Raw genomic sequence first — 20787 nt, forward strand, 5'->3', positions numbered from 1 at the left:
CTTGCCCGCGATGAGGCCTTCACATTCAATAGTGATATCGACTGAATAGACGCCTTCGCGGGCAAGCCTCGCTCCTACAGGTACAAAGTGTGCCTGCTACAGACCATGACCGAGTATTGAAGATGACCGACACCCCGCATTTCCCGCTCTCCGCCGTGGTCGGCGCCGACGATCTGAAGCTCGCCCTCTACCTGACCGCCATCGACCCGAAAATCGGCGGCGTGCTGATCGAAGGCCCGCGCGGCATGGCCAAGTCGACCCTCGCCCGAGGCCTGGCGGACTTGCTGGCCAGCGGTCAATTCGTCACTTTGCCCCTCGGTGCCACCGAAGAACGGCTGGTCGGCACCCTCGATCTCGACGCCGCCCTGAGCGAAGGCCGCGCGCAATTTTCCCCCGGCGTACTGGCCAAGGCCGACGGCGGTGTGCTGTACGTCGATGAAGTCAATCTGCTGCCCGATCACCTCGTTGACCTGTTGCTCGACGTGGCCGCCAGCGGCACCAACTTGATCGAGCGCGACGGTATATCCCATCGGCATTCGGCGAAGTTCGTCCTGATCGGCACCATGAACCCGGAAGAGGGCGAGCTGCGTCCGCAACTGCTCGACCGTTTTGGCCTGAACGTCGCCCTCAGTGGTCACACCGCACCGATCGAGCGTGGCCAGATTATTCGCCGGCGTCTGGATTTCGACACCGATCCCCAGGGTTTCTGCGTCGAGTGGGAAAGCCAGCAGCAGTCCCTGCGTGAACGTTGCCAGAAGGCGCGCGGCGCATTGGCGAGCATCCCCCTGGATGATGCCGCACTGGCGCAGATTACCGAGCGCTGTTTTGCCGCCGGTGTCGATGGCCTGCGCGCCGATCTGGTCTGGTTGCGCGCGGCCCGTGCCCACGCCGCATGGCGAGGGGCGGGCGCCATCGCCGAGGAAGACATCGACGCCGTCGCCGAGTTTGCCCTGCGTCATCGTCGTCGCGAGCAATCGCCACCAGCGCCGCACCACAATCAGTCGCCCTCGGCGCAATCTTCCAGCCCGAGCGAAGGCCAGGGCCAATGGGGCGAAATGCCCGCTCAGGCCCTGCCGGTCGGCGCCCGACGTGAAGTGCCGAGCTGGCCAAAAAAGCCCTAGGCATTCGCCCTCGATCTGACGCGGGGGCGAATGCCAGACCCCGCGCAGGCCGACTGGATAACGGTAAACAGGGCAAGCGTCACGCTGCGCGCAGTGGCTCGATCAACTGGCCCGGCACTTTGCTCAATGGTCGGCCGCGTCAACGCAAAGATGTGCTGTTCCACCTGCGCACACGTTCCTCCCATGAACTGTGGCTGGTGATCGTCGACGCATCGGCCTCGACACGCCGTCATCAGGCGTTGAGCGATGCCAAGGGTTTACTTGCGCAAGTGTTCGACGATGCGTACCGCCAACGCGCGCGCCTGGCCTTGTTGACCGCCAGCGGTCAGGCGCCGAAGTGGCAGGTGCAAGGCTTGAAAGCGTCGGCGGGGTTGCGTGCCTGGCTCGATGGCCTGGGTGCGGGCGGCGGCACGCCGTTGTTGGCGGCGCTGGGTGAAGCGGGGCGTTGGCTGGCGGCACGGAAAAAACGCTTTCCGGCGGAACAGCAAAGGCTGCTGCTGGTGACCGATGGGCGATTGAAGGACTGGCCGGGGTTGCCGGTGCTGGACTGCCCGGGGTTATTGATTGATATCGAGCGCGGGCCGATTCGGTTAGGTCGGGCCAGACAGATGGCAGCAGAGTTGCAAGCGGATTATCGCCACATTGATGAGCTGGTTTCAGGCTGAGGACTGTGTTGTCTGCAAAGGCCCCATCGCGAGCAGGATTTGTTTACGCCGCAGATCCCTTGTGCGAGCGAGCCTGTACCCGATGGCATCACCCGGGTCCCGGAGAATCATGGTGAATCCGCATCGCTCCCCTATGCTCTGAGTGCATTCGATCAAAGGAGTGAATCATGCGCGCACTTGCCGTTAACCATCAGAACGATTTCCGCGTCAAAGCCTATGCCGGCACCAATGGCGTGCTGTTGGCCATGGATGTGGCCGAACCCCGCCGCAAAGGTCTTCTGGGTTTCGCCATCGAAAAGCAGCAGGGCAGCAAACCCTGGCAATTTCTCTTCAACAGCCTGACGTTCCCGGGCAAGACCCATACCTTCCCTCAATACCACGCCACCCCCAGCAATATCGCGCCTTTGCAGAAATTTCGCTGGGCCGATTACGCGGTCAATCCGGGGCTGACGATCCAATACCGTGTCTATCTGGCCTACGGCAGCGCCGATGCGCCGCAACTGGGCGAATCCCTGGAGGTGACGGTCACTTCCGATGACGGCCATCCCGGCAACCAGAGTGTCAATTTCAACCGCGCCGTGGCCGCCAGCCAGGCGTTCCAGCGCAAGTTTCCAGAGCTCGACGCGCTCCTTGGCGGCAAGGAAAGATTGCCCCTGGAATCCTGGCCCGATGCCCCGCGCCGATGGCTGGAAAACGGTCTGCTCGGGCGTTTGCTGGGGTTTATCGAGCGTGCCGTCGGCAGCGAGTGGGCACTGGATGTCGCCATCTACGAATACCAGTTACCGGTGATTGTCGAGGCGGTGAACGCGGCGCGGGAGCGCGGGGTGCACGTTCGCGTTCTGTATCACGCGCAACCGGGCGAAGACACCACCGCCTTTAACGAGGCCAGCCTGGAAAAGATCCCGGCGGCAAACAAGCGCGGGCGCGTCACCCACAGTATTTTCCATAACAAGTTCATCGTCCTGAGCCGGTTCGATGCCGCGGGGCTGCGTCAGCCTGAAGCCGTGCTCTGCGGCAGTACCAACTTCACGCCCAACGGCATTTACCGTCAGGCCAACGTGGTGCATGTGCTGGACGATGCTCGGGTCGGCGCCCGTTATCTGCAAACGTTCGAGCAGGTCTGGGGCACACCGGCGGATGTCGGTGCCGCGCGGCAGTGGATTACCGAACACAACCCGATGGACCCGAGCCAACCGTTGTTCGCCGGATTCTCCCCGCGCTCGGGTCAGGGCGACTTGCATGAGTTCGTCGACATCATCAATGCGGCGAAGAAAGACCTGCTGTTCGTCACTGCCTTTACCTTGCCCGATGCCATCCTCAACGCATTGCTCGGTAAGCCCCACGACGACATTCTGCGCTACGGCCTGCAGAACTCCGTGAGCAAGATCACCGGGTTTCATGCCGACCGTAGCGCCGAATTCACCACGGTTGCGTTGCTCAATACCGGCATTGAAGGCTGGCTCCTGGAAAGCAAGGAAGGACAGAAGGGCAACCTGCTGGTGCACACCAAAGCGATCGTCACGGATTTCACCAGCGATACGCCAACGATCATCAGCGGCAGTCATAACCTCAGTGCGGCGGCCAGCAACAGCAATGACGAGAACTACCTGATCATCCGCGGCGATACCGACCTGGCGGACCGTTATGGTCTGGAGTTGCTGCGGTTTTATGAGCATTACCGGTTTCGCTATTACGCGAAAAAACTGGCGCTAAAGCAGGTCCAGCCGTTGGCGGCGGATGACAGTTGGACGGATGATTATTATGTCGAGGGGAATTTGCGACAGTTGTCGCGACTGCGTTTTTCCGGGCAGTAATCGTTGGCCTAACGGGGCCCCATCGCGAGCAGGCTCGCTCCCACACTGGATCTCGGGCGTTCACAAAATCCTGTGGGAGCGAGCCTGCTCGCGAAGGGGGCGATGCGGTCCAGTCGCGTCAGCGGAACAGATTAGTACGCGCCAACTCAATCACCTCATCCCCACGCCCGCTCATCACCGCTTTGAGCATGTACAAACTGAACCCTTTGGCCTGTTCCAGCTTGATCGTCGGGGGCATCGCCAGTTCCTGGGTCGCCGTCACCACGTCCACCAGCACGGGCCCGTCATGCGCCAGCGCGCGGCGCAAGGCCGGTTCCAGCGCTTCGGATTCCTCGACACGAACCCCCAGGATCCCCATGGCATTGGCCATCGCCGCGAAGTCTGGATTGTGCAGGTCCGTACCGGTGTCCAGCAGCCCGCTGGATTTCATTTCCATGGCCACGAACCCGAGCGAGGCATTGTCGTAGACGATGATTTTCACCGGCAGCTTGAGTTGCGCCAGCGAAATGAAGTCCCCCATCAACATGCTGAAGCCGCCATCGCCAGACAGCGAAATTACCTGCCGCCCGGGAAATGACGCTTGCGCGCCAATGGCCTGGGGCATCGCGTTCGCCATGGAACCGTGATTGAACGAGCCGAGCAATCGGCGCTTGCCGTTCATTTTCAGATAACGCGCGGCCCAGACGGTCGGCGTACCCACGTCGGCGGTGAAGATCGCATCGTCATCGGCCAGCTCACTGAGCAGGCGAGTGAGGTACTGCGGATGAATCGGCCGACCCGGCGCCGACGGTTGAGCCAGGTCATCCAGCCCCTGACGGGCCTTCTGGTAGTGCTTGAGGGATGACTCGAGAAAGCTCCGGTCGCCACGATAAGGCAGGCGCGGCAGAAACGCGGCGAGGGTTTCACCAACATCGGCGGCGATGCCCAGATCCAGCGTGGTCCGCCGTCCGAGGGCTTGCGGGTCGTGGTCGATCTGAATGATGGTGGCGTCGGAGGGGTAGAACTGGCGATAGGGAAAGTCAGTCCCGAGCATCACCAGCGTGTCGCAGTTGAGCATCGCGTGATAACCGGAGCTGAAGCCGATCAGCCCGGTCATGCCGACGTCGAACGGATTGTCCCACTCCACATGCTCCTTGCCGCGCAACGCATGCACCACTGGCGCGCCGAGGGCGTCGGCTAATGCCACCACCTGATCGTGGGCACCCGCGCACCCGGCGCCGCACATCAGCGTCACGGCGTTGCTTTGACTCAGCAATTCGACCAGCCGATCCAGGTCGTGAGACGCGGGCAGGGTGCGAGGTTTGGACAGCGCCGGCCAGGGTTTGAGGTTGTCTTCGACCTCCTGCAGCGCGACGTCGCCGGGAATCACCACCACCGCGACACCGCGATTGAGGATGGCACTGCGCATCGCCCGATGCAGCACCTGGGGCATCTGCGCCGGGCTGCTCACCAGCTCGACGAAGTGGCTGCATTCCTTGAACAGTTCCTGCGGGTGGGTTTCCTGAAAGTAATTCAGGCCTACTTCCGAAGAGGGAATCTGCGCCGCGATGGCCAACACCGGCACATGGTTTTTATGGCAATCGAACAGCCCGTTGATCAAGTGCAGATTGCCCGGCCCACAACTCCCGGCGCAGACCGCCAGTTCCCCGGTAACCGCCGCATCGGCGCCGGCGGCGAACGCTGCAACTTCCTCGTGACGCACGTGCATCCACTCGATGCTGTCCATGGTGCGCAGGGCTTCGGTCAGGCCATTGAGGCTGTCGAATCGGGGTGTACGTCGATCTTTGTAGGAGCGAAGCTTGCTCGCGAAGGCGTCAGACCTGACACACCGCGTCATCGTTCTTCGCGGGCAAGCCTCGCTCCTACAGTGGGTTGCTCCATACCCGTCAGGCCCCAGATGCGTTTCACACCTGCTTGTTCAAGGGTGGTCGCCAGTTGCTGGGCAAGGGTGATTTTCGCCATGGGGTGCTCCAGTGGTTAATGAATGGTCCTCAGGGTTAAAAGAGGACAACGCTGCGGCAACCATGACTCACCCCGATTTGAGATTACTTGCCCATCGCCTGCCGGTACTGACGCGTGCGCCGGGCGAGATACAGCTGATCAACGATCAACGCCCATAGTGCTGAAACCTGTGGCCGGGTCTTGCGTCCGCGGCTCAGGCGATTGAGCTGGAACTTCACTACGGCCATGTTCGCCAGGGCGGCCAGCGGTTTACGTTTCCAGAGGATCGGCGGCAATTGCGGGTGGCTGTCCTGGCCTTCGCGCCAGCGTTTGACCAGCTGCGGTTCAATGGCGAGCGCCGTGCCGATACCGGCCATGGCGATGCCGCTGTCGAGCACCTGTTCGACGATGGCCAGACGTCGAATCCCACCCGTTACCATCACCGGCATGCTCGCAACGCTGGCCAGTTCGCCGGCCATTTCCAGAAAGTACGCCTCCCGGGCCAGGGTCCTGCCGTCGCGGGCGTCGCCTTGCATGGCTGGTGCTTCGTAGCTGCCCCCGGAGAGTTCGAGCAAATCCAGTGGTTGGTCGTTGAGCCACTGGATCACTTGGCGGGCGTCGTCAGCGTCGAAACCGCCGCGCTGGAAGTCTGCCGAGTTGAGCTTTACCGAGACGCAAAACTGAGGCGACACCGCTTGGCGAACGGCGCTGACCACGGCCAGCAACAGCCGGGCGCGATTCTCCAGCGAGCCACCCCACTGGTCAGTCCGACGGTTGGTCAAGGGCGACAGAAACTGGCTGATCAGGTAGCCGTGTGCCGCGTGAATCTGCACGCCGGTGAAACCGGCTTTCTCTGCAAGGGCGGCACTGGTGGCGAAGCGTTGGATAACCTCGGCGATATCGCTTTCCGACATCGGTTTGGGTTCGGCAAACATCTTGGAAAAAGAACCCAGGTCCAGCGCCACGGCGGAGGGTGCCCAGGCTTGCTGACCGAGGTTGGCCATGATCTGGCGCCCGGGATGGTTGAGCTGCATCCACACATGCGCGCCACCGGAGCGGCCAATGGTGGCCCACTGACGGAACAGCTCAAGATGGCGCTCGTCTTCCAGCACGACACCTGCAGGGCTGGTCATGGCGCGGCGATCGATCATCACGTTGCCGGTCAGCAACAGGCCCGTTTCACCTTCGGCCCAAGCCTGATACAACTTGAGCAGCGCAGTCGACGGCGCTTGTCCGGTATCGGCAAGGTTCTCATCCATCGCAGCTTTGGCGATGCGATTGTCGAGGGTCTGGCCGTTGGGTAACTTCAGCGTTTGAAAGGGTGACATGCTTGACTCCTCATCAGTAATGCGAAGAGGCTAAGCTTAAAGTTAACTTTAATGTCAAGCAGGCAAATGAGGCCGAGATGAAGATTGGTGAATTGGCGCAATTGAGCGGGTTGAACGCGTCGCGCATTCGGTTCTACGAGGCTCAAGGCCTGATCCGGCAAGTGGAGCGCATGGCCAACGGCTATCGGCGTTACCCGCCGCAAGTTCTGCAAACCCTGAAGATTATTCAGTGCGCACAGCAGGCCGGGTTCAGCCTCGACGAGCTCAAGTTATTGTTGCCAGACACCGTAACAGGCGAGTTCGACGACGATGCACTGGTGGCGAGCCTGGGGCGCAAAGTCGAACAGATCGAAGCGATGCAACTGCACCTGGCGCAAAACAAGGCGCAGTTGCTGGGGTTGATCGAGAACATCCAGACGCGGCCCGAAGGAATGGCGTGCGGTGAGAATGCCGAGCGAGTGCTGGCGTTGATCCAGCATTAATTTTGACCGAGGCAGTTATCGCCAAAGGCCTGGTAGCGCAGGACATGGGTGGTGCCCGCGGTATCAATGTAAGTCATCTCCCGCGGCAGGGGGCCGCAACCATCGTCGCGGGTCATGTTAAGCACTTTGGCGATATGGAGCGGCGTCGAGTACTTGTAGTCCTCGACTTTCGGCGTGCTGGAGTTGTCGACGGCGGCGGCCGCTGCAACACCGCTCAGGCTGATGAGAAACAGGGCGGACAGAATGCGTTTCATGATGGGGCTCTCGTAGTGACTACTGAACGATTTCAGTGGCAGTACGACGAGCCCCGTTGGGGTTTATTCCAGGCTCAGGGAAAAACTTTTCGGCGCAGGGAGCGGATTGCGCATCAGCGTGCCGACCACCAGTGCCCCCAGCAGGGCCAGCGAACCCGCGACCAGAAGCAGCAGGCTGAAGCCGCCGACGAAGGCCTGACGCGCCAGTGGCTCGACCAACGCACGCGCGGTTTCCGGCAGCAGGTTCATCGCCGCCGTCATGTCTCCGGCGACCACCCGTGAGGCAATGCCCTGGGTCTGGCCGAGCCATTGCGGACCCTGCGTCGACAGGCTGGTGCGCAACAGCAATTCGGTGTGGCTGGACAGCAGCGCGCCAAAGACACCGATGGCCAGCACGATCGCGCTGAAACGCATGGTAGTGCTCATGCCTGAGGCCATGCCGGTGCGCTCGCGAGGGACGCAGGCCATGATGTTCTTTTGCGTGTCGCCATTGAGCAGGCCGGCACCGGCGCCCGTCACGGCAATGGCCAGTGCGAAGGGCAGGTAGCCGCCGCTGCTGACGGCCCAGGCGCTGAGCAGGTTGCCGCTGCCGACCAGGGTCAAACCCGCCGCCATCAGCGTGGCTGGGGCAAGTCGATTGGCCAGCCGAGCGCCGATGCGCGGGCAAATCAACATGGTCACGGCAAACGGCAACATCCCCAGCCCCGACGCGATGGCCGAGAAGCCCAGGCCGTTTTGCAGGTAGAACGGCAGCAACGTCATCATCACCTGAGCGCAACCGGCGTAGGCAAACATGCCAAGGAGGGCGCCGATGAAACGCGGATGCCTGAACAATTTCAGGTCGACCATCGGCCGCTGTTGCATCCGCTCAATCAGTACAAACAGCCCCAATAGCAGCGCGCCCCCGATGATCCGGGCGTAGGTGAGCGGGTTGCTCCAACCGATTCGATTGGCTTCGATCAAGCCCCAGATCAGGCACAGCAAACTCGCACTGAACGCCAGGCTGCCCCAGGGATCGAGTCGCGCCGATTGGGGGTCCCTGGATTCCGGCACGGCGCGCCAGACCATGAACATCAAGAACGCGCCCACCGGCAGGTTGAGGTAGAAGATCCAGCGCCAGCCCACATATTCGGTGATCAGCCCGCCGACCGTCGGCGCAGCGGTCATCGCCACGCCCATGCACGCACCCCAGAACGCCCAGGCCTTGGCCCGTTCGACTTCATCGTGAAAGGTGTGGCCGATGGAGGCCAGGGCCGAGGTCAGCAACAGTGCCGCGCCGACACCCTTGACCGCCCGCGCAATGTCAAGGAACAACGCTGTGGGCGCCGCGCCGCAACCGATGGAGGCAAGGATGAAAATCCCCAGCCCCCAGAGCAGGGTTTTCTGCCGGCCAAAGCGGTCGGCGATGCTCCCGGCGGGCAGCAACAACGCTGCGAACGCCAGCATGTAGGCGCTGACCACCCATTCAATGTCGGCAAAGTTCGCGCCCAGGTCCCGTGCGATGGTCGGCAGAGTGACGGCGACGATGTTGGTGTCGAGCACGATCAGCGAGCAGACGCCGGAGGCCGTCAGCAGCGTCAGGCGCGGACTGACCCGGCTCATGGCCTGATTGCCTTTTGGGCAAGGTCGTTGATCGTGGCGGCGCAAAGGTGTTTGACGTACATGGCGTTGGCTCTCTACTGTGATTGCCATTGAGCTTATCGCGGTCGATTGTCGGCTCTGTTAGCCCGGCACCGGGACTTCATTACCTTTGAGCTAATGCACCCATGGACATACGGCATTTCCGCTACTTTCTGGCCGTTGCCCGGCAAGGCAACTTTACCCGCGCCGCCGAACAACTCGGTATCGCGCCGCCGACCTTGACCCGGCAGATCCAGGACATGGAGAACGAACTCGGCACGCGACTGTTCGTGCGCCAGACACGTGAAGTCAGCCTGACCGAGGCCGGCGCGGCGTTAATGATCGAAGCCGAGGCGACGGTGCGGCAATTCGAGTACGCCCAGCACAATGCCCAGCGGGCCGGGCGCGGGGATATTGGCCATATCGAACTCGGTTACGTGGCGTCGGCGGTGTACTCGGGGGTGCTGCAAAAACAGGTGCAGGCTTTTGGTCGTGAGTGCCCGGACGTCAGCTTGAATGTTCGGGAAAGCCCTATGGCGTCATTGCCAGCCATGGTGGTCGAGGGGCGATTTGATGTGGGCTATGTCCGCTCGCCGATGACCCTGCCCGAGGGGTTGGAAGCCGTTCGCCTGGATGCAGAAGGCTTTGTGCTGGCGCTGTCCTCCGAGTCCTGGTTGTGCCGACTGCCAGAGATTGCTCCGGAGCATCTGCAAAACGAGACGTTCATCCTGCCGGAACAAATCAGCGGCACTTTGCAAGTCGCCGCCGAGGGCGGGTTTGCACCGAAACTGGGCGCGCAGCCGGGCGGTCTGGTGGCGGTCATTGCGCTGGTATCGTTGGGGCAGGGCGTGGCGGTCGTGCCGGCGTCGGTGGTCGGGCATGTCGGGTTGCCCGGTGTGTTGTACCGCACGATCAAGGGCTGCGAGGCGACGTCGTGGTTGTCGTTGATTCATCGACGGTTCGAGAAATCGGCGGCGGTGTCCAGGTACATCGAGCAGGTCAAAAATCGCTAAGGCCAAACCATTCGATTCAAACGCTCAGTGGCACGAGGCACAGTGCAAAGCCTGCGGAAGGTCTGTTGCAACCAGGCAAGATCGTGCGTCGGTTTACGCTTCACCCTCGCCGGTTTCACCCTGCCAATGTGCCTGGCGAAATCCTCTTTCAACGTTTGTTCGGTTCCAATCCCTTTGAGCTTCTTCAGCAGTTTACCGTTCTGATAAAACAACACGGTTGGAGTTCCGGTGACGTGCGGATGCCGAGGCGACTCAATGGTGTTCAGCATGTAGACGTGCGCGTGATGCCGATAGGCCTCGGCAACCTGACGGAAGACCGGCCCGGCCATTTCGCAAGCCGGACAGTGCTGGCTGCCGAAGTACAAGATCACCGGACGCCAGGTTTTCAGGGCTTTGCGGTAAGTCGGGGCCAGCGTGTTGTGGGCAGCCGAGCGCATGGTGAACTCCTTTTTTCACTGTGCATTGAGTGTCTGTCGACGGTAAAGGAGCGGAGACGGGTGGGTCTACTGTCAGAAATTACAGGTAACACGCTGCCCCAATTTGAACCGCCTCAAGACGAATGTGGTGCGAGTACCCGAACCGTGTAGCCAACGGTAGCGCTCATTCCCCTGTGCGTTTCGTAACGTGCATTTTTAACGTTCACCCATCCATTTGATTCACAACACTTTCCAATCTACCCGACATTCCCCTCGCAACCTGTGGCACACTTTCTGCTGTCTATTCCGCTGTTACACACCAATGTCCGGTATAGCGGAATAAACATCACCCTGGAGTGCTTGCCATGCAACGCCGACCTTCCTTGTTTAAAGCGTGTATTTTTCTTGTCGCTGCTTCGGCTGCTGCCATGGGCGTGGCCCAGGCGGCGGACAGCAAGCTCGATAGCGTGCTGGCCCGCGGGAAACTGATCGTGGGCACGGGCAGTACCAATGCGCCGTGGCACTTCCAGGGAGCGGATGGCAAGTTGCAGGGGTTTGATATTGATATCGGGAAAATGATTGCCAAGGGTTTGTTCAATGACCCGACCAAGGTTGAATTCGTGGTGCAGTCGTCCGATGCGCGGATTCCCAACCTGCTGACGGACAAGGTCGACATCAGTTGCCAGTTCATCACCGTGACCGCCAGCCGTGCCCAGCAAGTGGCGTTCACCCTGCCGTACTACCGCGAAGGTGTCGGACTGCTGCTGCCGGCCAACAGCAAGTACAAGGAAATCGAAGACCTCAAGGCCGCCAACGACAGCGTGACCGTGGCGGTGCTGCAGAACGTGTACGCCGAAGAGCTGGTGCATCAAGCCTTGCCCAAGGCCAAGGTCGATCAGTACGACAGTGTTGATCTGATGTATCAGGCCGTGAACTCCGGCCGTGCCGACGCCGCCGCCACCGATCAATCGTCGGTGAAATACCTGATGGTGCAGAACCCTGGCCGCTATCGCAGCCCGGCCTACGCCTGGAGCCCGCAGACCTACGCCTGCGCGGTCAAGCGCGGCGATCAGGACTGGCTGAACTTCGTCAACACCACCTTGCATGAAGCCATGACCGGCGTTGAGTTCCCGACTTACGCGGCGTCCTTCAAACAGTGGTTCGGTGTAGATCTGCCAACCCCGGCCATCGGTTTCCCTGTCGAATTCAAATGATCCCGTGAGAGCGGGGCGCCGATGACGCGCCCCGTTCAAGGTACTGCTGACCATGAACTATCAGTTGAACTTTGCCGCCGTGTGGCGCGATTTCGACACCTTGCTGGCGGGGCTCGGTCTGGGCCTTGAGCTGGCGCTGGTGTCGATCGCCATCGGTTGCGTGATCGGCCTGATGATGGCGTTTGCTTTGCTGTCAAAGCACCGTGCATTGCGGGTGCTGGCGTCGGTGTATGTGACGGTGGTCCGTAATACGCCGATTCTGGTGTTGATTCTGTTGATCTACTTCGCTTTGCCGAGCCTGGGGATCCGGCTGGACAAGATCCCGTCGTTCATCATCACCTTGTCGCTGTACGCCGGGGCGTACCTGACTGAAGTGTTCCGTGGTGGCTTGTTGAGCATTCCCAAGGGGCAGCGTGAAGCGGGCCTGGCGATCGGGTTGGGCGAGTGGCAGGTCAAGGCCTACGTCACCGTGCCGGTGATGCTGCGCAATGTGTTGCCGGCCTTGTCGAACAACTTCATTTCGCTGTTCAAGGACACCTCGCTGGCCGCCGCGATTGCGGTGCCGGAGCTGACTTACTACGCGCGCAAGATCAATGTCGAGAGCTACCGGGTGATCGAAACCTGGCTGGTGACCACAGCGCTCTATGTTGCGGCCTGTTACCTCATTGCCATGATGCTGCGTTACCTCGAGCAGCGTCTGGCGATCCGCCGATAGGAGGCCACCATGTACGAATCCCCCAGTTGGTTGCATGAGTTATGGGTGGCGCGGGAAGTTCTGTGGCAGGGCTTTTTGACCAGTGTGCAGGTCTCGGCCCTGGCGATTTTGCTGGGTACGATGGTCGGTATTGTTACCGGTCTGGTGCTGACCTACGGCAAGTTCTGGATGCGCGCACCGTTCCGGTTTTACGTGGACATTATTCGCGGCACGCCAGTGTTTGTACTGGTGCTGGCCTGCTTCTACATGGCGCCCGCATTGGGCTGGCAAATCAGCGCGTTTCAGGCCGGTGCCTTGGGGCTGACGCTGTTCTGCGGCTCCCACGTCGCGGAGATTGTGCGCGGCGCGTTGCAAGCGTTGCCCAGTGGCCAGATGGAGGCAAGCAAGGCCATCGGCCTGACGTTTTATCAGGCGCTCGGCTACGTGTTGTTGCCCCAGGCGTTGCGGCAGATCCTGCCGACCTGGGTCAACTCGTCGACCGAAATCGTCAAGGCGTCGACCTTGCTGTCGGTCATCGGTGTGGCGGAATTGTTGCTCAGCACGCAGCAGATCATCGCGCGCACCTTCATGACGCTGGAGTTTTACCTGTTCGCCGGATTTCTGTTTTTCGTCATCAACTACGCCATCGAATTACTCGGCCGGCACATTGAAAAGCGGGTGGCCTTGCCATGACTCAACCTCAAGTTTCGACACAGAACCAGGCCCTGCTGGACATTCGCGGCCTGCACAAACAGTACGGCAAGCTTGAAGTGCTCAAGGGCGTCGACCTGACCATGCAGCGCGGCAACGTGGTCACGCTGATCGGCTCCAGCGGCTCGGGCAAGACCACGCTGCTGCGTTGCGTGAACATGCTCGAAGAATTCCAGGGCGGGCAGATCGTGCTCGATGGCGAGTCCATCGGCTATGACGAGGTCAACGGCAAGCGCGTGCGTCACCCGGAAAAAGTCATCGCCCGGCACCGGGCAATGACCGGCATGGCGTTCCAGCAGTTCAACCTGTTCCCGCACCTGACCGCGCTGCAGAACGTCACCCTTGGATTGCTCAAGGTCAAGAAACTGCACAAGGACGAAGCGGTGGCGCTGGCGGAGAAATGGCTGGAGCGGGTTGGCCTGCTGGAGCGTCGTGACCACTATCCCGGCCAGTTGTCCGGCGGTCAGCAACAGCGCGTGGCGATTGCCCGGGCGATTGCCATGAACCCGAGCCTGATGCTGTTCGACGAAGTGACCTCGGCCCTGGACCCGGAACTGGTCGGCGAAGTGCTGAACGTGATCAAGGGCCTGGCCGACGAAGGCATGACCATGTTGCTGGTTACCCACGAGATGCGTTTTGCCTTCGAGGTCTCGGACAAGATCGTCTTCATGAACCAGGGGCGGATCGAGGAGCAGGGGCCTCCCAAGGAGCTGTTCGAACGCCCGCAATCGCCGCGTCTTGCCGAATTTCTCAAGAACACGCGGTTTTAACTTTTATATTTTTTCGATCAGGAGAAACACTCATGAGCATTACTCGTTACGGCACCGGCAGCACCGCCGCTGGCGGTCAGCCTCGCCCTTTCGCCCGAGCCGTTGAAGCCGATGGCTGGCTGCACGTTTCCGGGCAGGTGCCGGCGGTGGACGGCGAGATCATTACCGGTGGCATCGTCGAGCAGACCCACCAGGCCATGAAGAACCTGATCGCGATTCTCGAAGAGGCCGGTTATGGCCTGGAAGACGTGGTGCGTGCTGGCGTGTGGCTGGAGGATCCGCGGGATTTCACCAGTTTCAACAAGGTCTTCTCCGAGTACTTCAAAAGCGAGCACGCACCAGCCCGGGCCTGTGTGCAGGCGAACATGATGGTCGATTGCAAGGTCGAGATCGACTGCATCGCGTACAAGAAAAAGGCCTGAGCCTAATGATCGATCCCACGCTCTGCGGGGGAATGCAGCCCGGGGCGCTCCGCGTCCCAAAGGGACGCATAGCGTTCATTGAGGCATTCCCCCGTCGAGCGTGGGAACGATCATTAGCGGTAAACTCCCCGGCGAATTTGTATGGGAACCACTGACATGACCGAAGACACCATCAAGCGCCGGGCTCGCGGTCTGGACCGGGCGTTCGATATCCTCGATTTCCTCAAGGAAGTCGGCAAACCGCTGCGCCCGAATGAAATCGCCAGCGGCATCGACAGCCCGAAATCCACGATCTACGAACTGGTCGCTTCCCTGCTGGAACGTCGCATTCTCGAACCCGTGGGCAAGGACGGTCACGTCTACCTCGGCCGTCAGTTGTACTTTCTCGGGCAAGCGCATTTGCGCCATTTCGACCTGACCCGCGAAGCCGATCACGCTTTGCAGGACATCGTCAGCCAGACCCATGAAACCGCTCAGATGTGCCTGCTTAACGGGCGCAAATACACCGTTGCGCTGATGAAAGAGGGCGAGCGGCATTTCCGTATTTCCTCGGACATCGGCGAGAACGCGCCAATCCCCTGGACTGCGTCCGGGCGCCTGCTGCTGGCGCACCTGAGTGATCAGGAGATCATTGACCTGATCGACCACGACGACTTCATCCTGCCCGACGGCGAACGGCTGCCGTTGGAGCAGTTTCTCAAGGAAATCCGTCAGGCCGGTATCGATGGCTTCTTCTCTTTCGATAGCGTCGCCGACACCTTCACCCATTGCTTCGCCGCCCCGGTCAAAGACCCGAGCGGCGTGGCCATTGCGACCCTGTGCATCGTCGCCCCACGGAACGACGCCAAGAACAATTACAACGACTATCGCCGGGTGCTGATCGACAGCGCCAATAGCCTGGCCCGGCGTATCAACGAATAAAAGCGGCTGTCTGCAGCCGCTAATGTGAGGAGTTCGACCATGTCTTCTGCCCAAAACACTGCGGCTGTGGAAAAGGGCTTTGCCCAGACTGGCGCCAATCTCGTGCGCGACGTCAGCCTGCCTGCGCTGGTGCTGCACCGCGAAGCGCTGGAGCACAACATTCGCTGGATGCAGGCGTTTGTCAGCAACAGCGGCGCGGAACTCGCGCCCCACGGCAAAACCAGCATGACGCCCGCTCTGTTCCGTCGCCAACTGGACGCCGGCGCCTGGGGCATCACCCTGGCCAGCGCCACGCAAACCCGCGCGGCCTATGCCCACGGTGTGCGTCGGGTGCTGATGGCCAACCAATTGGTCGGTACGCCGAACATGGCGCTGATCGCCGACTTGCTGGCGGACCCGACGTTCGACTTCCATTGCATGGTCGATCATCCGGACAACGTCGCTGACCTGGGCGCGTACTTCGCCTCGCGCGGTGTGCGCCTGAACGTGATGATCGAGTATGGCGTGGTCGGCGGTCGTTGCGGTTGCCGCAGTGAAGCGGAAGTGGTCGCGCTGGCCAAAGCCATCGGCGCTCAACCGGCGCTGGCGCTGACCGGCATCGAAGGCTACGAGGGCGTGATCCACGGTGATCATGCGGTCACAGGCATTCGTGAATTCGCCGCCTCCCTGGTGCGCCTGGCCGTGCAGTTGCAGGACAGCGGCGCCTTTGCGATTCCCAAGCCGATCATCACCGCGTCGGGTTCGGCCTGGTACGACTTGATCGCCGAATCCTTCGAAGCGCAGAACGCGGGTGGACGTTTCCTCAGCGTGTTGCGCCCCGGCAGCTACGTGGCTCACGACCATGGCATCTACAAGGAAGCGCAATGCTGCGTGCTCGACCGCCGCAGCGATCTGCACGAGGGCCTGCGCCCGGCGCTGGAAGTCTGGGCGCATGTGCAGTCGTTGCCGGAGCCGGGTTTCGCGGTGATCGCCCTGGGCAAACGCGACGTCGCCTACGACGCGGGGTTGCCGGTGCCGCTGCTGCGTTACAAGGCCGGCGTGGTGCCTGCCACCGGTGACGATGTCAGCGCCTGCAAAGTGACGGCAGTGATGGACCAGCACGCGTTCATGACCGTGGCGCCGGGGGTTGAGTTGCGGGTGGGCGACATCATTTCGTTCGGCACCTCGCACCCGTGCCTGACGTTCGACAAGTGGCGCACGGGGTGTCTGGTGGATGAGCAGCTGAACGTCATCGAAACCATGGAAACCTGTTTCTAAGGCTTCGGACCGAGGCGCGGCCTTCGCCAGCAAGCCCGCTCCCACAGGGATCTTGTGAACACTGAAGATCCAATGTGGGAGTGAGCCTGCTCGCGATGGCATCCTCCCAGACAACACCGCAATACCAGAGACCCCACAACAATGAACACCATCAACACCCTCGGCCCCAACACCCCGCGCATCGCCTTGATCGGCGAATGCATGATCGAGCTGCAACAACGCGCCGATGGCACGCTGCAACAGAGCTTCGGCGGCGATACCTTGAACACTGCGGTCTACCTGTCCCGGGAACTCGGCACCCGCGGCATCGTCGATTACGTCACTGCACTGGGCGACGACAGTTTCAGCGATGCCATGTGCCAGACCTGGGCCGACGAACACATCGGGTTGGGCATGGTTCAGCGCCTGCCCGGGCGACTGCCCGGTTTGTACTGCATCCAGACTGATGCGGCGGGCGAGCGCCGCTTCCTCTATTGGCGTAACGAAGCGGCCGTGCGCGACTGCTTCACCACCCCGGCCGCCGCGCCGATCCTGGCCGCGCTGCCGGATTACGACGTGCTGTATTTCAGCGGCATCACCCTGGCGGTGCTCGGCGTGCAAGGTCGGGTGAAACTGCTGGAAACCCTGATCGAGGCCCGCCAGCGGGATGCGCGGATCGTGTTCGACAACAACTACCGGCCACGCTTGTGGGCGTCAGTCGAAGAGGCGCGGGCGGCTTATCGCAGCGTCTTGCCCTATGTCGATCTGGCGTTGCTGACCGTCGATGACGAGCAGGCGCTGTTTCATTTTTCCGATGGCGAGGCGGTGTTTGCCGCTTACGAGCAGATTGGCACCCCCGAAGTGGTGCTCAAGCGTGGCGCCGAGGCGTGTCTGATTCGCTGTGATGGCGAGTCGTTCGAGGTGCCCGCGCAGAAGGTCGAGCGCGTGGTGGACACCACGGCGGCGGGGGATTCGTTCAGCGCGGCGTATTTGGCCAGTCGGCTCAAGGGTGGAAGTGCGGTTGAGGCGGCCGAGGCGGGGCATCGGTTGGCGAGTCGGGTGATTCAAGTGCCTGGAGCACTGATTCCCAAAGATTGAAATAAGCTTTTGTGGCAAGGGAGCTTGCTCCCGTTCGGGTGCGCAGCAGCCGTAAATTGGGGCCGCTACGCAGCCCAGCGGGAGCAAGCTCCCTCGCCACAGGGCCTTTAAGCCAAACCCATCAATCCCGGTAAAACACCTGCACCAGGTGATACCCGAACTTGCTCTTGATCGGCCCATGCACCACCCGTAGCGGTTTTTTGAAGATCACCGCGTCGATCACCCCGACCATTTGCCCAGGCCGCACTTCACCCAGGTCGCCCCCGCGTTTGCCGGACGGGCAGGTGGAGTACTTCTTGGCCAGCACATCAAAGGCTTCGCCCTTGGCGATGCGTTGTTTGAGCTGCTCGGCTTCTTCCGAGGTTTTCACCAGAATATGGCGGGCTTGAGCTTTCATGGGGGCATACCTTGCAACGGTGATGGCTATGTTGATGCCAGCGGGGCGCGCGATTATGCCTCAACTCACTCCGGTTGGCCGATCATCGTGCGAATCTTGTTGGCCAACAGGTCAATGGAAAACGGTTTGGCGACCATGTCCATGCCTTCTTCCAGGAAACCCTGGCGTTCGGCGGCTTTCTCCGCGTAACCGGTCATGAACAGGACCTTGAGTTCGGGGCGGTGCTGGCGAGCGATCTCTGCCAGTTGCCGGCCGTTCATGCCCGGCAGGCCTACGTCGGTCACCAGCAGATCGACCCTCAGGTCGGATTCCAGCAAGGGCAGGGCGGTCTTCGCATCCTCGGCTTCGTGGGCGTGATAACCCAGCTCGTTGAGCAGGTCGAGCACCAGCATGCGCACCGCCGGGTCGTCTTCCACCAACACCACGGTTTCGCCGGCAATCGCCGCCGGAGCCTCGCCCGTGAACGGCAGCAGTACTTTTTCCGGTTCCGTGGCGTGCAATCGGGGCAAGTAAAGGCGAACGCTGGTGCCCTTGCCCGGCAAACTGAACAGGCTGACATGCCCGCCCGACTGCTGGGCGAACCCATAAATCATCGACAATCCAAGGCCGGTACCCTGGCCGATGGGTTTGGTGGTGAAGAACGGGTCGAACGCCTTGGCCAGCACCGACGGTGTCATCCCGGTGCCGTTATCGCTGACGGCAATCATCACGTAATCCCCGGCCTTGACCGGTTCCAACGTGGTGATGTCGCTGCCGTCGAGGTAAACGTTGGCGGTTTCGATCAGCAACTCGCCGCCATCGGGCATGGCGTCCCGGGCGTTGATGACGAGGTTGAGCAGAGCGTTTTCCAGTTGGCTGACGTCAGTGCTCACCGGCCAGACCTCGCCGGCCAGCAGCAGTTTGAGTTCGATGTGATCGCCCTTGGTCCGGCTGAACAAGTCTTCCAGGGAGTGCACCAGGTCATTGGCGTTCAGCGGCCGGCGATCAAGCGACTGACGCCGGGAAAACGCCAGTAGCCGATGGGTCAGGGCGGCGGCACGATTGGCCGAGGACACCGCGGCTTCGGTGAAACGGCCAATCTCGGCGGCGCGCCCTTCCGCGATATAGCGCTGCATCAGATCGAGGCTGCCGATGATCCCGGTCAGCATGTTGTTGAAGTCGTGGGCGATGCCGCCGGTGAGCTGCCCGACCGCCTCCATTTTCTGCGCATGGCGCAAGGCGTCTTCCGCGCGTTCACGCTCGAACATCTCGTTTTGCAGCCGTTGGTTGGCTTCGGCCAGCTGCTGGGTGCGGGCCGCGACCCGTTCCTCAAGGGTATCGTTGAGATTGCGCAGGGCTTCTTCCGTCTGTTTGCGCTCGGTTTCGTCAATGACAAAGATGTAGAAACCATTCACCGTGCCGTCGGCACCGTGGCGCGGCAAGTAATTCATCAAGGCATGGCGGTTACTGCCGTCCCGGTGCGGGGTATTGATGCTGAAACAGCAAGACTTGCCCGTCAGCGCCAGGGCAATGTGTTCGGCGCGCAAGGCATAGGCTTCTTCGCCCAGCACTTCACGAATGGTGCGGCCATAGAGTTCCTGCGGTGTCAGGCCATACCAGTCCAGATAAGCGGCGTTGTTCAAGCGAAAGCGTTCCTCGCTGTCCACGTAGCTGATCAGGATGGGCATGGCGTTGATGATCAGCTGCAACTCGGTCTGGCTCTGGCGCAGGGCTTGCTCGGTGAGCTTGCGTTCGGTCAGATCCAGCGCGGCGCCAAGGAAGCGGATCGGCCGGCCATGGTGGTCCTTGTAGCAGCGACCGCGGGCAAACACCCAGCGCAGGTGACCGCTGGGTTGCAGCAAGCGATATTCCTCGGCGTATTCGGTGCCGTGGGTGATGGAATATTTGATGCTGCGGGCGACCATGGCGCGATCTTCCGGGTGCACGGCCTGGAGGTAGGCGCTGATGGGCAACTGACTGGCGAGCAGTGGGTCGATGTTGTGCAGTTCGGCGAAATGCGCATCGGCGATGAAGCGATCTTCGCCGATGTCCCAATCCCAGGTACCGACGGCGTCGGTGGCCGCCAGCGCCAGTTGCAGGCGCTGTTCGGTTTCGTGCTGGGCCTTGAGACTGGCGGCCGACCGCTGTTCCAGTTCCAGCGCGATGCGTCGGCGTTCATTGGTTTCGATGGCGGTGACCAGAATGCCAGCAACCTCAGCGTTTTCATCGCGGATCGGGCTGTAGGTCAGGTCCAGCCAGAAGTCGGAATCACCTTCGTCGCGTTGCAAGGTAAAACGTTGTTCGCTGTAGGTACGCACCTGGCCTTGTAGGACAGCGCTGTAAATGGGGCTGGTAAAGTCCTGAAGTTCTGGCCAGATCTGGTGCGTCGGTTGTCCGAAAGCGTGTGGATGCTTGCTGCCGGCGAGGAGGGCGAAGCCGTCGTTGTAGATCTGCGTCAGGTGCGGCCCCCACAGCAACAGCATCGGCATCGGTGAATGAATCACGATGTCCACCGCAGTGCGCAGGCTCTGTGGCCAGGTGCTGGCAGCGCCCAGCGGGGTGCGTGTCCAGTCCAGTCTGGCGATCAAGGCCTGTGCATCGCTGCCCGTCAGTGTTGCGTTCATCAAATTGTCCTGCACTTAAGTCGGTGGCGCGGCGTCTACTATCCTTGCAGGGCGGTAGACGCTGGAT

Annotated in this window: 20 protein-coding genes and 1 pseudogene; 13 read left to right on the top strand and 8 right to left on the bottom strand. The window is 61.3% G+C overall.

Annotated elements, in window-relative coordinates; all coding sequences use genetic code 11:
- Positions 1-122 precede the first annotated feature (122 nt).
- From BLU63_RS25755 to BLU63_RS25765, 3 genes are all read left to right on the top strand, one after another.
- Positions 123-1121 (top strand): ATP-binding protein, encoded by a 999-nt coding sequence (locus tag BLU63_RS25755; protein WP_083376581.1) that lies wholly within the window; start codon positions 123-125, stop codon positions 1119-1121.
- A 53-nt stretch (positions 1122-1174) separates the two neighbouring features.
- Complete coding sequence (locus BLU63_RS25760; RefSeq protein ID WP_083376582.1) at positions 1175-1786, top strand: vWA domain-containing protein; 612 nt, start codon at positions 1175-1177, stop codon at positions 1784-1786.
- A gap of 167 nt (positions 1787-1953) precedes the next feature.
- Positions 1954-3600, top strand: coding sequence for a phospholipase D-like domain-containing protein (locus tag BLU63_RS25765; protein WP_077747688.1), 1647 nt, complete (start codon positions 1954-1956; stop codon positions 3598-3600).
- Positions 3601-3718: 118 nt separating this feature from the next.
- Here the strand turns inward: BLU63_RS25765 and poxB are convergent.
- From poxB to BLU63_RS25775, 3 genes and pseudogenes are all read right to left on the bottom strand, one after another.
- Positions 3719-5362: pseudogene (gene poxB, locus BLU63_RS25770) on the bottom strand (ubiquinone-dependent pyruvate dehydrogenase); the annotation flags it as partial.
- A 71-nt stretch (positions 5363-5433) separates the two neighbouring features.
- Complete coding sequence (locus tag BLU63_RS33570) at positions 5434-5562, bottom strand: hypothetical protein (RefSeq protein WP_255311953.1); 129 nt, start codon at positions 5560-5562, stop codon at positions 5434-5436.
- Positions 5563-5645: 83 nt separating this feature from the next.
- Positions 5646-6869 (bottom strand): NADH:flavin oxidoreductase/NADH oxidase family protein, encoded by a 1224-nt coding sequence (locus BLU63_RS25775; RefSeq protein ID WP_083376583.1) that lies wholly within the window; start codon positions 6867-6869, stop codon positions 5646-5648.
- 77 nt (positions 6870-6946) lie between these two features.
- Here BLU63_RS25775 and BLU63_RS25780 point away from each other — a divergent pair, with 77 nt between their 5' ends.
- Entirely contained in the window at positions 6947-7351 is a 405-nt protein-coding gene (locus BLU63_RS25780; RefSeq protein WP_010460898.1) for a MerR family transcriptional regulator, read from the top strand.
- On the opposite strand, the gene BLU63_RS25785 is transcribed toward BLU63_RS25780, so the two are convergent.
- Both BLU63_RS25785 and BLU63_RS25790 read right to left on the bottom strand, forming a co-directional pair.
- Entirely contained in the window at positions 7348-7605 is a 258-nt protein-coding gene (locus BLU63_RS25785) for a DUF2790 domain-containing protein (protein ID WP_077747692.1), read from the bottom strand. The two genes, BLU63_RS25780 and BLU63_RS25785, sit on opposite strands and share 4 nt — an antisense overlap.
- Positions 7606-7668: 63 nt before the next feature.
- Positions 7669-9207 carry an MFS transporter gene (locus tag BLU63_RS25790; RefSeq protein WP_083376584.1) on the bottom strand — a complete coding sequence of 513 codons (1539 nt, stop codon included), beginning with the start codon at positions 9205-9207 and terminating at the stop codon, positions 7669-7671.
- 164 nt (positions 9208-9371) lie between these two features.
- Here BLU63_RS25790 and BLU63_RS25795 point away from each other — a divergent pair, with 164 nt between their 5' ends.
- On the top strand, positions 9372-10238 hold the full coding sequence (locus tag BLU63_RS25795; RefSeq protein WP_010460894.1) for a LysR family transcriptional regulator: 867 nt from the start codon (positions 9372-9374) through the stop codon (positions 10236-10238).
- Here BLU63_RS25795 and BLU63_RS25800 read toward each other — a convergent pair.
- Positions 10235-10675 carry a thioredoxin family protein gene (locus BLU63_RS25800; RefSeq protein WP_083376585.1) on the bottom strand — a complete coding sequence of 147 codons (441 nt, stop codon included), beginning with the start codon at positions 10673-10675 and terminating at the stop codon, positions 10235-10237. The two genes, BLU63_RS25795 and BLU63_RS25800, sit on opposite strands and share 4 nt — an antisense overlap.
- 344 nt (positions 10676-11019) lie before the next feature.
- Here BLU63_RS25800 and BLU63_RS25805 point away from each other — a divergent pair, with 344 nt between their 5' ends.
- The 8 genes from BLU63_RS25805 to BLU63_RS25840 all read left to right on the top strand — a co-directional run bounded on the left by BLU63_RS25805 (position 11020) and on the right by BLU63_RS25840 (position 17720).
- Positions 11020-11868, top strand: coding sequence for a transporter substrate-binding domain-containing protein (locus BLU63_RS25805; protein WP_010460890.1), 849 nt, complete (start codon positions 11020-11022; stop codon positions 11866-11868).
- 52 nt (positions 11869-11920) lie between these two features.
- Positions 11921-12583 (top strand): amino acid ABC transporter permease, encoded by a 663-nt coding sequence (locus BLU63_RS25810; RefSeq protein ID WP_010460889.1) that lies wholly within the window; start codon positions 11921-11923, stop codon positions 12581-12583.
- Between the two features lie 9 nt (positions 12584-12592).
- A complete protein-coding gene (locus BLU63_RS25815) occupies positions 12593-13255 on the top strand; it encodes an amino acid ABC transporter permease (RefSeq protein ID WP_077747697.1) in 663 nt (220 codons plus the stop codon).
- The gene (locus tag BLU63_RS25820) at positions 13252-14043 is read left to right on the top strand and encodes an amino acid ABC transporter ATP-binding protein (RefSeq protein WP_077747698.1); all 792 of its coding nucleotides are present in this window, start codon (positions 13252-13254) and stop codon (positions 14041-14043) included. The genes BLU63_RS25815 and BLU63_RS25820 overlap by 4 nt, the downstream gene beginning before the upstream one ends.
- 32 nt (positions 14044-14075) lie before the next feature.
- Complete coding sequence (locus tag BLU63_RS25825) at positions 14076-14465, top strand: RidA family protein (RefSeq protein WP_010460883.1); 390 nt, start codon at positions 14076-14078, stop codon at positions 14463-14465.
- Positions 14466-14621: 156 nt separating this feature from the next.
- Entirely contained in the window at positions 14622-15386 is a 765-nt protein-coding gene (locus BLU63_RS25830) for an IclR family transcriptional regulator (RefSeq protein ID WP_083376586.1), read from the top strand.
- Positions 15387-15425: 39 nt separating this feature from the next.
- Entirely contained in the window at positions 15426-16643 is a 1218-nt protein-coding gene (locus BLU63_RS25835; RefSeq protein WP_083376587.1) for an amino acid deaminase, read from the top strand.
- 141 nt (positions 16644-16784) lie between these two features.
- Positions 16785-17720, top strand: coding sequence for a sugar kinase (locus tag BLU63_RS25840; RefSeq protein ID WP_083376588.1), 936 nt, complete (start codon positions 16785-16787; stop codon positions 17718-17720).
- 121 nt (positions 17721-17841) lie between these two features.
- On the opposite strand, the gene BLU63_RS25845 is transcribed toward BLU63_RS25840, so the two are convergent.
- On the bottom strand, positions 17842-18117 hold the full coding sequence (locus BLU63_RS25845; protein ID WP_007898282.1) for a peptidylprolyl isomerase: 276 nt from the start codon (positions 18115-18117) through the stop codon (positions 17842-17844).
- A gap of 65 nt (positions 18118-18182) precedes the next feature.
- Positions 18183-20720 carry a PAS domain-containing hybrid sensor histidine kinase/response regulator gene (locus tag BLU63_RS25850; protein WP_077747701.1) on the bottom strand — a complete coding sequence of 846 codons (2538 nt, stop codon included), beginning with the start codon at positions 20718-20720 and terminating at the stop codon, positions 18183-18185.
- Between the last annotated feature and the right edge of the window lie 67 nt (positions 20721-20787).

The organism is Pseudomonas mandelii (assembly GCF_900106065.1).
In the GTDB taxonomy this organism is placed as follows: Bacteria; Pseudomonadota; Gammaproteobacteria; order Pseudomonadales; family Pseudomonadaceae; genus Aquipseudomonas; species Aquipseudomonas mandelii.